Origin of the sequence: Marimonas arenosa (genome assembly GCF_030848945.1) — a bacterium.
Lineage (GTDB): Bacteria > Pseudomonadota > Alphaproteobacteria > Rhodobacterales > Rhodobacteraceae > Marimonas > Marimonas arenosa.
Map to the genome: position 1 here is coordinate 1,055,288 of NZ_JANHAX010000001.1, position 12,001 is coordinate 1,067,288.

Below are 12,001 nucleotides of genomic sequence, written 5' to 3' on the forward strand. Positions count from 1 at the left end.
CTAGCATGCCCTAAATGGGCGTTTATTCCCGCTCTACGGGCAAGTTTTCTTTGTATCGCCTATGCCTTGGCGCGTTACTTATGATTTTCGGTTCACAAACACTTCAGAAACAGAAGAAGCCAGCGGTCACACCAATCATTGTGATTCCGCTCCTACTGATCAGGGAAAAACTGTTAGATTTCAAATCACAAAACTCATTGACCCTAACCTGGTCGAGGTAGTTGACAGACGAACCATGCGGTCCGTCCCGCCCCCCGGGGACTTGGGGGCCATGTTTTTCTGTATGCTTGTCCTAAAAAATCTGACGAAAAATGTGACAATCGAAACACAGCTAGTATCATGTTTAGAGGCACCTACTTAGAGACAAGGCTGTCACGGCCGCCTCGCGTAAAGATCGCCGCGCCCGCCCCACTCAAAAGCCATTGTAATTGATATATAATTCTCTCTCCCACCGCCTCGTGGAAATGAAATTTGGACAAGCACAGCCCAGGGAAGAACGCAAAGCATGCCGCAAGATGATGACTGTTTAGAAATCGACGAAACAGGTGCCAAAGGCTTGGCTCTGAGGAAATCTCGACGCTTGGACATTCATCGTTGGTCCGATCACCCCGAGGTCAACGCCTTTGTGGACATGATATTTGATACGTTCTTCGCCGGCTGGAAATCAGACGTCCGAAAAAGGCACGTTAAAGTCCTACTGCTTGATATGTATGTGGCTTGGTGTGAAGATCCGGATCTTAAGATCGCGTACCCAAGAGGGTCAAACGCTTACAAAGCTAAGTCCATATATAACGAACTATATATCTCACGATTAACCATAGATGTGGCCGACCGTTTAGTTGACGTGGGATTGGCATCACAAGAGAAGGGATTCCGAAACCGAAATACCGGCATCGGCTTTATCAGCAGAATCTGGCCTACGGATGACCTTGTCGAACTATTCAAGGACGCTCGTTTTAGCCTGTTCGACATTTCGTTCAGGGAGGATCGTTTCCCAATCGTCTTGCGAGACATGGATAAGAATGAAGTTGAGTTCACACCGCTAGAGCATGGCTTCATCGAAGAAATCGACCTGCTGAACAGATACAATGCCCTTTTGAGGCGGACTTTCATAGCAATCCCTGATGCCGAGACGGCGGCAATCGACCAGCACGAGCAAGATGCTAGGCATTTGATCGCTTCTCAGGCTGAGAAGTACGTATACCGTGTATTCAATCGCAGTTCTTTCCAACTTGGAGGGCGCTATCATGGACCTTGGTGGACGAACTGCCCGAAGCATCTGCGCGACAAGATTCTGATCAACGATCACATTACAATAGAGATCGACTATTCCAGTCTCCATCCAACCATACTGTATGCTGAGGCAGGAATAGACTACTGGAAAGAGATAGGAGACGACCCCTACCAATTGCCAGGTGCTGCACTCCATGAGGACCCCCACGAACTTCGCAACCTTGCCAAACAACTACTTCTGATACTTATCAATGCGGAGACCATTGAAAAGGTTGCTCCCGCACTTCGACACCAAGCTCCGAAAGGCCATTGGACGAAGCATTTGACGAACGATCAGGTTTTATCGGCAGTGGACGCGCTGAAGAACCTGCACCTGCCGATAGCTAAGAACTTTCACTCCGACGTTGGGCTGAGACTACAAAATATCGATTCTCAGATATCAACTGTCATCCTTCGGCAATTTCTGGAGTGGGAGGAACCGATACTAATGATCCACGACAGCTACATTGTTCGCCAAGGTTTCGAAGGCTTGCTCGAGTCGATGATGGAAAGTGCGTTCAAACAGGTCATCGGACAAGACTTTGCGGCGAAGAAAAAATACGCGGGTATGTTAGCCGAAGATATCGAACAGGAACTTAGCTACAACTACAACCTCAGATACGGGCAACGAGGAACAGAGGGCGAAGAGGCCCGCGACTTAGAGTTGTACAGGCAGATTAACCCTGCCAGATCGCAATACTACAAGAGAAGTCTTGAACTCTTTCGAAACTGGATCAACAAGCCTGGTTGACAAACAAGCGATCAAAAAAGTTGGGGATAACTTATTCAAGAGAACTGGAAGATCTGGTAGATTGTGTTTTTTGTGTAGACACAAGAAACCCATTTTTTGGAAGGGAGAAGGGAGTTGTTTCTATATATTCATTACTAGTACACTTTGTGGATTGGTGAGCCAACATTGACGAACATTGACGCAAGTGCGCTCACCTGTTTTCAGGGCCTCCGAGTGTGTTTGCAAGGTGTGGTGGCTGTTCACCTGAAGAGTAGCACTAACTGAGGCCTGCCACCAGTTGCTGTTCCTCCAAGTTAGAATACATCCGGCTTATAGAACGCACAAAATTGGAAGTGGAAAGCAGTTTGTGCGGGAAACGGATTTTCGCTGCGGGTGCTAAGGCAACACTCGCCATTCCTGAAAGCAGACACGTTCCGCCCCAAGATTTCCGACCGAACCCCTCGGACTGCGGCTTCGAGCCCAAACCGATCCTTAGTCATGGTGCCGCTTCAGCAGGCTTCAAAATTCCGCAGTTCATACTGCACTACTATTTCTTATGGCTCTGAGCCGGCCGCCCGGCTTGCTCGTTGTGGCGCTTCCGGATCAGGGCAGTCGCCTGCGCCCCTCGGGCGATAGCGAAGGCGGTTTGGCGGTGCGCGCGACCTCATCAGTGTCGGCCGTGTAGTGCAGCGCGTAGCGGGCAAAGATGAGGTCCTCAGCCCCATTGGCCCGCAAGGCTTCGGTGGACAGATGCGCTGCGACCGCCGCGTCGAGAGCGCTGACGTCGTAGCAGGTGGCAATGATTAGCCACGGCATCGGCTTGTCGGCGCCGCGCAGGGCCTGTTCGCGTGTCATCGGCGGCGGCGCGACCGGTTGCAGCAGATGCGCCCCGGCAATGCCGCGCAGATCCGCCATCGCCAGCAGCACATCGTTGGAGAGCCAGTTCGTCAGATCCGCCTCGCTTCCCGCTACGGGCTGGAAACGCAGCGCCATCGCAGCCCTGCCGAGGCCGAAGCCGACGCTGGTGGTGATATTACAGAATCCACGCGTCATGCCGCGGAAACGAGGCATCATCGCGCCAGTCCATTCCGTTGGATCGTTGAGCCGTTCGAGATAGGGCTGCGACATGCCGATATCGGTGCTGCTCACCTCGTAGATCACCATATAGCGCGGCGCGGCGTCGGTCGCGATCCAGCGGGTTGCACGCAGGAAACCCGGAACAGACAGCCGTTCGTGGAAATGCTCGTAGCTGTGCCAGTCGTCGTGATCGTCCGTGTCGCCTTCGATATCGTAGAACAGCACCATTGCGGCGTCGCTGCGCAGAGCCATGACCGGTCTCCATTTTTCATCGCACCAAAGCTTATCGGTGAGGTCAGTTGTTCGCAATCGCCCCGGGTGGCGTGTCAAAAGCGGAAAGGAGTCCGAGAAACTGGACCGGCTTGGACAGCCTTACATCTCAGAAACTTGGTTGGCCCCACGTCGCGCCGCCGAAGACCTTTGGCTTCTAACGCATCCTTACGCCGACGTTGGAGAACTCATTGAACCCAAGACGCGTGAAGCGAACCCGGAATGGAAATTGCTTTACCCCGAAGCCACGCCCGCCCGACAGGTGGATATTTTCCTGTTTAGAAACGACTGTTTCCGATTTCCTGTTTGGTATTGAATGAAATTTCGCTATGCTTGTGCGGACTTTTCAGTTGCCGCTTTTATCGCCTTGTTCGGCTGGAGCCTGCAGTTCAGAAAGATCTGGCGTACCGGACCACGAATTGTAGTTCACTCGAGCAACCTCCAGTAAATCGAAACACAGGAACACACATCATGTCTCGCTATTATCTGAAAGCCCTTGGCCCATTTCTAGCCGCGACGCTTGCCGCGGGTGCCGTGCAGGCGGATCAGGTTTTCCTCGATGACGTAATCGTCGACGGCTCGCTTTGCGTCGGCTTCGACTGCGTCAACGGCGAAAGTTTCGGTTTCAACACCATCAAGCTCAAGGAAAACAACCTTCGCATCAAATTCGAAGATACCTCGAGTTCGGCCAGCTTCCCTGACCGCGACTGGCAGCTTGAGGCCAACGAAACCTCTAATGGTGGCCAGGAAAGATTCGCCATCGTTGACCTGACAGCCAGTCGCACGCCTTTTGTGATCGAAGGCAACGCTCCGAGCAACTCGCTCTATGTCGACGATGGCGGCCGCATCGGTAATGGCACTTCGACCCCGGTCGTGCAGATCCATAGTAAAGACGGCAATACTCCTACCCTGCGGCTGGAGCAGGACGGTTCCTCGGGCTTTACCGCGCAGACATTTGATATCGCGGCGAACGAGGCAAACTTCTTCATCCGCGATGTGACCAACGGCTCTCAGTTGCCGTTCCGCATCCAACCAGGGGCGGACACCAACGCGCTTTACATCGCCAATGATAACGATATCGGCATGGGCGCCGGCACCAACCCCGACGCCTCGCTGCATGTCGAGCGCAGTGATGGCACCGCCAAGCTCAAGGTCGAGGAAAACAGCGGCACCTCCGCCGCCCGCACCATAGCCGAGTTCATCAACAACGGCCGGCCCGATCTGGTGATGGCCAACACCTCGACCGGCGACGAGTGGTCGTTCGGCGCCGGCACCAACTTCATCATGAAGACCGGCGCGGTGGGCTCGGATTCCTCGGCCAAGACCAAGCACCTCACCCTCTACGGCGCCACCGGCAACCTCGAGATCACCGGCGAGATCATCACCGGCGGCACCACCTGCGGCGGCGGCTGCGACCTGGTGTTCAGCGACGACTACGACCTGCCGTCGATTGCCGAACACACCGAGCGGATGTATGCCCTCGGCCACCTACCCAATGTCGGTCCGACCATCGAAAATCAGCCGATCAACCTGACCGACAAGGTCGGCCGCATGCTGAACGAGCTTGAGCACGCCCATATATACATCGATGATCTGCATGGGCGATTGGCGGCGCAGGAGGCAATGAACTCAGCATTGCTGGCGCGGCTGGAGGCACTGGAGGCCGCAACCAAGAACTAGCGCCGGAAAGACGCTCGACTGACCAAAGCAAAGACAATCTCCGTTCGTTGTGACTTATGCGATTCGGTGAATGGCGGCTTTGCCCCCAAAGCGGCCTGTGAGCCATCCAGACGGCTGAAAATCCTGACCAGAGCTGTCAGATGACCGCTAGGAGCCCATAGCGGAACTAGCCGCCGCGCCTTACCACGAACGTTGAGCCTTACAATCCTTGGAGGTTGATCTCGATCATTGCCGCGGTCGCATGGCATCATGTGAAAATTCATAAAAGTGGAAATGGATGGGCGCTGTGGGGCTGTGAATAAGACTTGGAGCACACAGGAAGCCGTCCCGGGAGTGGCTGTTGGCTGAACGAACTGTGGAGGAGAGTATGCCTAAAACACCGAAATCAATTGTCGCAAGCGTTGCAGCCTTGCTTTCTGCCACAGTCCTGCATGCACAAGACGTAACACACCCCGGTAACGTCGACATCGTGGGAGACCTAAATGTAAGCGGTAAAACGTTTCTTTTTGATACGACAGAGGCGGGTCTTCTGAATGTTGGTGAGGTCAATGCTGAAAGCCTCGACGTAAGCATTGCGGCTTCGATTGTCGGAAATGCTTGTATCGGCGATGCTTGTGGTCCTGGCACCGCAAGCGCACCATATCCTCTCGAAGTGTGGACGACAGGCGATGCTGGAATTTCCTTAGTCGGGGACGCCAGCGGTCCTACTTACGGCTGGAATATTGAAGCGCTCTATTCTCCGCCCGTTGGGCGCCTTACTATAAGCACCGGCGGTTCCCCCTTCTTCACAATTGAAGATAGCGCACTTCCAGTCCGTCTTGGGTTTTCTGGCGTCGGAATCAATAATTCGCTACCCCAAACCGAGTTGCACATTTCCGACACGGACACCCCAATTGTGAGGCTGGAGCAGACCAGCGGCAGCGGCTTCGATCCTCAGGTCTGGGATGTCGGCGGCAATAACGTGAACTTCTTTATCAACAACGTCACGGATGGCGAGATGCCGTTCCGGGTTTTGTCAAGCGCGACGGCCAATACTCTGGTGGTGGAAGATAGCAGAGTGTCGATTGGAAATAGCGGCGATCCGGCTGAAGCCGGGTTGCATATCGTCGGGAACAGGGGCCTGTTGGTCGAGGATACCAGTCTCCCCCCGTCTATTGCGCCCTCTTTCGTTCACTTCCGCAGCGGTAATTACGCGCAACTTTTGATCGAGACTTTGAGCACCACCACGGAACCCCGCTCGGCGCTAAGACTTGTGAACAACGGGCGGCCGGAAATCGTTATGGCCAATAGCGACACGAACGGGGAATGGTCCTTTGGGGCGGGAACTAATTTTGTTCTCAAGCAGGGTGCCATTGGCAGTGACAGCTCAGTAAAGACCAGACATCTTATCCTTTACGGAAACTCGGGCGATCTCGAAATCTCGGGACAAATCATAACCGGTGGTCCGACTTGTTCAGGTGGCTGCGATGCGGTGTTCTCGGATGACTACGACTTGCTGTCGATCGCCGAGCATGCCGAGAAGATGTTCGCGCTGGGTCATTTGCCGAATGTCGGGCCGACGGAACCGGGGTCCGCGGTGAACATTACTGAGCAATTCGGTCGACTTCTCAATGAGTTGGAGCATGCTCACATTTACATCGCTGAACTGGAAGAAAGAGATCGGCGGCAGCAAAACGAAATCGAGGCAATGAATGCGCGCCATAGCGCTGAGATCAGCGAAATAAAAGCTCGCTTGAACCAGCTTTCAGAGCTAATTCATAGTAGGAACTAATTCGCGGCAATTCGCTTTGTGGCACGGCGTGGTGAACGACAGCTCTGTCCGCGTTGCGGTCGTTCGCCCTGGGCAAATGCTGATTCTTCATGTGAACGTCCGGTTCGGGGAAGCTGCGCTGCAGCGACCAGACAGGCGGTGATTGGCAGGTATGGGCCGTGAGCACCGGTAACGTGCGATGCTGAAACCTCCGAAGCTGCAGCACATCCGAGGTCTGCGCTAAGCCCTTTGTTAATAAGCTATCGCGCGGCGACTGTCCGTTAACGGTATTCTCGGATGAATCCAATCGACCTGTGGCAGGAGACTGCCCGGCTAGAACCAAATATTCTGAAAATGCGGTCGGTTTTACCCGCATGGCACCACAGCGCCAGGCACGAAGGCCTCGACCAAATCTGATTACTGTGCCATGCAAGCTCGGCCAGGAGGCGCCCTTCGAGTAGACGCGGAGGCCCAATTCCACGGACACTGCTAACGAGGGAAAATGACAAGGCAGACCTCGAGCCTTCAAGGTCTAGGCACGCGCTGGAGCCGGCAGACGCCGGCCTTGCGCGGGATAGCACTCATGTGCCTGTCCACGGTCGCTTTTTCGATTATGCACGGCTTGGTTCGCTTCGTTTCCGAGGAACTGCCGCCTTTTCAGATAGCCTTCTTTCGCAACATCTTCGGCTTGGCCTTTCTGATGCCGCTGTTGGTTCGGTCGCGCTTTGAAATGCTGCGCACCAGGCGCCTTGGTCTTCATGCGCTGCGCGGTGTCGTCAACATCGTGGCCATGCTGATGTTTTTCACCGCCCTGTCGATATCGCCTATTGCGAAAGTCACCGCGCTGAGTTTCACCGCACCCATCTTCATGGCCGTTTTGGCCGTTATCGTGCTCGGAGAGCGCATTCGTATCTACCGCTGGCTGGCGATCTTGTCGGGGTTCACGGGCATGCTGATCATCCTCCGGCCGGGCCTCGTGGCCATCGACACAGGCGCGCTTCTGGTCACCGGGTCGGCGGCGCTTTGGGCGATCGCGATGGTCATTATCAAGATCCTGTCGCGTACGGAGTCGAGCGTGACCATCGTCGCTTATATGGGCATCTTCCTAGGGGTTTTCTCCATTGTCCCGGCACTCTGGGTCTGGCAACCGTTCGGGCGGGAAACGCTCGGCTGGATGGTCCTGATCGGTCTCTTCGGCTCAATCGCGCAGATATCGCTGAGCCAGGCCTTGAAGGAAACCGACCCGACCGCGGTGATGCCATTTGACTTCCTGAAGCTGATCTGGACGGCACTTATCGGCGCATGGTTCTTCGCCGAAATCCCAGATGTCTTCACCTGGATCGGCGCGGCTGTTATCTTCGCATCCGGGCTCTTCATCGCGGTCCGAGAACGACAGGCAAAACAAGCCACCGTATCTGGCGGCGGGCCTTTATCCGCTGGAACACGCGAATGACAGGCGGAACGCAGAACGCGGACCGCAGGTATTTCCGTCATCGCGGCTAAAAACGTTTGTTGCCCTGCACCATTATTGACCGGCAGCTGTCCTGACATGCTGCCTTTGTCTGATCGGGTGTTCCTTGACCGAAGCCGCGTGCGTCTTCTTGCGCGCGCAGGGTGCAAACGTCGCTGTTTTGTCCACGTTGCGGTCGTTTGCTCTGAGCAAATGCTGCGCGGTCGCAGGAAGGTCCGGTTTGGGGAAGCTGCGCTGCAGCGACTAGGGAGACGGTGAGTGGCCGGTATGGGCCGTTAGTCGATGAGATCGACGACATCTCGCACATTCAAGTGAGCATATCGCTGAACACTTCGGATATCCCTATGTCCGCTAACCATCATGATTTGTAGTTGGTTTAGCCCCATCCGGGCCACTTCTGTAATCCGAGAATGCCGCAATTGATGAAACCTCACATCATCTCCTAAGCCAACGATGTCCCTAGCTCGTCGCACTGCCTGTGTGACGCTATAGGAGGCCACCTGGAAGATTGGGACATCATCAGACTCGCATGCCGCCTGAGCCCCCTCAAGGAGCTCCACAGCGCGTTTTGTGAGAGGAACGTCCCTGGACCCCTCCTTGCCATCAACCACACGAAGAAACCGCTCCTTGAGCGACAGGTCCCGAGGTGTGATCTTTAGTAACTCTCCACGTCGCATTGCTGTTTCGTAAGCCAGCTCGACAATGACCGCCATTTGCGGCGACATAGAACTGAGCAAAAGCTTCAATTCATCCCGTGTCACCACTCTATCACGCGGCTTGCTCGGCTTCGGCATGGTTATCAATTCGCAAGGGTTTTGCAGCATGTCGCCGGTCTTGGCGTGATGCTCGACGATGTACCACCTGAACACGCGGCGGATCATCATGAGTTCATCACGACACGTTGAGTTTGACACCTCGCTCAACCTCGCCTGTTTGAACGCGTTAACATCCTGCAGCGTGATTTCATCCATGTGCTGCTGCATGGGGGACAGCTTGCAGATGCGATCGATCCGATTCAGAGCCAAACGTTGTGACGGCCGTCGATCCAAAATCTCGTGGCAATAGGCATAACCGGCATCAAGAAACAGGGGATGCAAGTGCCTGGATTTCAACTCCTGACGCTCGGCCCACGTGGTTGCCTGCTCTTTCGTTTTGAAGTTTCGTGATGCTTTAATGCGGCCCTTGAGCCTGATCTGGACGTTGAAGGTTCCTGTAGGTGTCTTTCTGATGGTCGCCATTGCGGTTCTCCGAAAATCTAATGATTTCAGTAAGTAACCGCCTCAATTCGAGCGCTGGCAGCTTGCCAAGGTAAGGGTCGTGAGTTCGAATCTCATCGCCCGCTCCAATTTTCCTCCGGGAAATCACGGGAAACCGAAAAAGGCGCGGCATTGTCCGCGCCTTTTCGTTTCAGCTTACCCGGATCCGCACCACAACTCAAAACGCATTGAAGGTCAGCGTGGTCAGCGACCGTTCGATCCCGGGAACGTCCAGCAGGTGATCGTTGATGAACTTACCAATATCCTCGTCCTTCGGAATATAGAGCTTCAAGAGCAGGTCGTATTCGCCGCTGGTCGAGAACAGTTCCGAATGGATTTCGCGCAGCACAATTTCTTCGGCAACCTTGTAGGTGGTGCCCGGCTTGCAGCGGAGTTGCACGAAAACGCAGGTGGTCATGACACGGTCCCTCTGTGGTCTTGCATGCAGGCTGGCACGTGGGCACGGACAGTGCAAGAGCGCGCGTTACTCGGTTTCGGCCTTCGCCCGCATCATCGCCTCGCCCGGCGGCAGGGTTTCCGGATCGGGTGCCGTCACGTCGTCCAGCACCAGCTGGTTGAGCGCGCACCAGGTGGCATAGTTCGCCCAAGCCGAATGACCACGGATCGCGGAATCGAGCGCACGGGCATTCCAGAACGGGCTGGTGCCCGGCGAAACGCTGAGCGCGCCGGTATTGGTCTTGAGATACATGCCCTGCCGCCACTGCACCGCCGCCTTGTTCTGGCTGCCGCCAACATTGCGCGACGACACCGGCCGGTCTCCCGGCGCGCCCCAGAACAGCCCGTAGTCCCAGTTAGTCACGAACTGACCCGGCGCCAGTCCTTCCGGCTGCCGTGCCCTCAGCAGCCAGCCGTCGGCCGGTTCACACCAGCCTGCCTCGGCTTTGACCGCGTTGCCGTAGCGCGACCAGTAGCGTCGGCCGCCGTCGGTCTCGGCGCCCTGCAAAACGGCAACTTCGTGCGAGGTGCCGACCGGCTCCTCATGCAGCCGGTAGCGGCTGGCATAATTCGGCGTGCGGTGGCCGATGGCGACCACTTGCTCGGGCCCTTCTTCTCCAATGAACTCGCGGGCGAAGGGAAAGATCTGGCCGGTGGCGGTGTCATGCTCGACGGGGCGGTCCTTTTGTTTCAACGTGCCCCAGTCGGCCGCGGAGGTGAGCGAGATGTAGACCGGCCGCTGCCGCAACGGATAGAGCCGGTGCCAGCGGATCAATGCCGCGCGTTCGGGGCAATCGGGGTTGTCGCTGCCGTCCTCGTTCAGACAAGTCAGCACGCGGCTGTCGCCAAGCCCGGCGCGCTCGCGTTCGGCCCGCTGGATTGCCGTCCAATCCTGCGACCGCGCCGCCGGGTTCAGCAAGACCACCAGATCGCCCACCAGCGGCCGCATCTCGGTGCCGGGGCTGTGGCGACTGACCTTGCGTACCGCCTCGTCGCGCAGCATCGTGGCCAGCATGTTGCCACCCATGGAATGACCGAAGATCAGGAACTTGTCCCGCTTTGGATCACCCTGACGCAGGCTCAACTCGCGCTCGACGGCGCGGAGCACCTTGCGCAGCGGTGACGTGAACCCTTTCGGTGGTTGACCGACGCAATCTCGCTTGCCCGAGCCCAGCCGGCAGCTCACGTTCCAACGATCCCAGAAGGTCAACCCCGGTCCGATGGCTCCTAGCCCTGTATCCATGCCGACATCGGGGGTGACATCCGAAGGTCCCTCTCTCACTTTTTGCCCGTTCCAGCCGATGAACACACCGGTCAACGCCGCGTCACAATACTCGCCCAGCTTGACGCAACGGCTATTGAGCGCCGCCCGGGAATAGGCCAGCAGGCGCCGCAGCTTACGAATGTCGCCGTCGCGCAGTTGGGCATTATGGCGCCAGCCATGCACGTAGGCCACCACATAATTCTGCCTCCCCGCTTTGTCCTGCGCGTCGAGATGGGCCAGCAACGCCGGCAGTTGCCAGGCAACATCCTGGCCGCCCTGATCGTTCAGTTCGACGAAGGCCAGCGCGTAGTCGTCGGAGTGCAGCAGCGTGCGCTGTGCCTGCGCCGCCATCTCGGTCCAATCGTTGCTCGGCAGCAGGATCTGCCCAGCGGGCGGTGGGCCGGAGTCCCGTAGAACCGCTTCGATATCCTGCCGCGCCTCGACGGCGCCGGGCAGGAAATGGCGCTGCATCGAACAGCGGCGCACAGTCTCCCGGCCGATCTCCTGGTTGGCGACCTTCAGGTCTTGTACCTCGGCGCAAACCGGCTCGGCCAGCGGCGTTGTACGGAACGGCCCCTTCGCCTCTTCGCAGGCCGACAATGTCAGAAGTGCAAGCGCCACCAAAGCGATCCGAAAGGTTGAAACCAGCATTCGAAAAAATCCCAGAGGGCGCAATGCTCCTAACCTTAACCACGATTCGGCGTCGTTACAAAATGTCACGTTCCGGCGCCAAATCGCGCCACGCGGCAGGCGCCGCTTGGAACTGCCGCGACGC

Annotated in this window: 8 protein-coding genes; 4 read left to right on the top strand and 4 right to left on the bottom strand. The window is 56.5% G+C overall.

Annotation, left to right across the window (positions count from 1 at the left end):
* Positions 1-505 precede the first annotated feature (505 nt).
* Entirely contained in the window at positions 506-2,023 is a 1,518-nt protein-coding gene (locus NO357_RS05170; protein WP_306734539.1) for a hypothetical protein, read from the top strand.
* Positions 2,024-2,605: 582 nt separating this feature from the next.
* Here NO357_RS05170 and NO357_RS05175 read toward each other — a convergent pair.
* Positions 2,606-3,331, bottom strand: a complete 726-nt coding sequence (locus NO357_RS05175; protein WP_306734540.1) for a hypothetical protein — start codon at positions 3,329-3,331, stop codon at positions 2,606-2,608.
* A gap of 489 nt (positions 3,332-3,820) precedes the next feature.
* Between NO357_RS05175 and NO357_RS05180 the strand changes: the two genes are divergently transcribed.
* From NO357_RS05180 to NO357_RS05190, 3 genes are all read left to right on the top strand, one after another.
* Positions 3,821-5,029 carry a hypothetical protein gene (locus NO357_RS05180; RefSeq protein WP_306734541.1) on the top strand — a complete coding sequence of 403 codons (1,209 nt, stop codon included), beginning with the start codon at positions 3,821-3,823 and terminating at the stop codon, positions 5,027-5,029.
* Positions 5,030-5,369: 340 nt separating this feature from the next.
* Positions 5,370-6,800, top strand: coding sequence for a hypothetical protein (locus tag NO357_RS05185; RefSeq protein ID WP_306734542.1), 1,431 nt, complete (start codon positions 5,370-5,372; stop codon positions 6,798-6,800).
* Positions 6,801-7,281: 481 nt separating this feature from the next.
* Positions 7,282-8,232 (top strand): DMT family transporter, encoded by a 951-nt coding sequence (locus tag NO357_RS05190; RefSeq protein ID WP_306734543.1) that lies wholly within the window; start codon positions 7,282-7,284, stop codon positions 8,230-8,232.
* A 293-nt stretch (positions 8,233-8,525) separates the two neighbouring features.
* Here NO357_RS05190 and NO357_RS05195 read toward each other — a convergent pair whose 3' ends face one another.
* The 3 genes from NO357_RS05195 to NO357_RS05205 form a co-directional block, all read right to left on the bottom strand.
* Positions 8,526-9,488 (bottom strand): tyrosine-type recombinase/integrase, encoded by a 963-nt coding sequence (locus tag NO357_RS05195; RefSeq protein WP_306734544.1) that lies wholly within the window; start codon positions 9,486-9,488, stop codon positions 8,526-8,528.
* A 196-nt stretch (positions 9,489-9,684) separates the two neighbouring features.
* The gene (locus NO357_RS05200) at positions 9,685-9,924 is read right to left on the bottom strand and encodes an Lrp/AsnC ligand binding domain-containing protein (RefSeq protein ID WP_306734545.1); all 240 of its coding nucleotides are present in this window, start codon (positions 9,922-9,924) and stop codon (positions 9,685-9,687) included.
* A gap of 66 nt (positions 9,925-9,990) precedes the next feature.
* Positions 9,991-11,877 carry a hypothetical protein gene (locus NO357_RS05205; protein ID WP_306734546.1) on the bottom strand — a complete coding sequence of 629 codons (1,887 nt, stop codon included), beginning with the start codon at positions 11,875-11,877 and terminating at the stop codon, positions 9,991-9,993.
* Positions 11,878-12,001: the final 124 nt, after the last annotated feature.

What these genes read in the sequence shown, in the direction of transcription:
- NO357_RS05170 (WP_306734539.1), top strand. Translation starts at nt 506, where the DNA reads ATGCCGCAAGATGATGACTGTTTAGAAATCGACGAAACAGGTGCCAAA.
- NO357_RS05175 (WP_306734540.1), bottom strand. Translation starts at nt 3,331, where the DNA reads ATGGCTCTGCGCAGCGACGCCGCAATGGTGCTGTTCTACGATATCGAA.
- NO357_RS05190 (WP_306734543.1), top strand. Translation starts at nt 7,282, where the DNA reads ATGACAAGGCAGACCTCGAGCCTTCAAGGTCTAGGCACGCGCTGGAGC.
- NO357_RS05180 (WP_306734541.1), top strand. Translation starts at nt 3,821, where the DNA reads ATGTCTCGCTATTATCTGAAAGCCCTTGGCCCATTTCTAGCCGCGACG.
- NO357_RS05205 (WP_306734546.1), bottom strand. Translation starts at nt 11,877, where the DNA reads ATGCTGGTTTCAACCTTTCGGATCGCTTTGGTGGCGCTTGCACTTCTG.
- NO357_RS05200 (WP_306734545.1), bottom strand. Translation starts at nt 9,924, where the DNA reads ATGACCACCTGCGTTTTCGTGCAACTCCGCTGCAAGCCGGGCACCACC.
- NO357_RS05195 (WP_306734544.1), bottom strand. Translation starts at nt 9,488, where the DNA reads ATGGCGACCATCAGAAAGACACCTACAGGAACCTTCAACGTCCAGATC.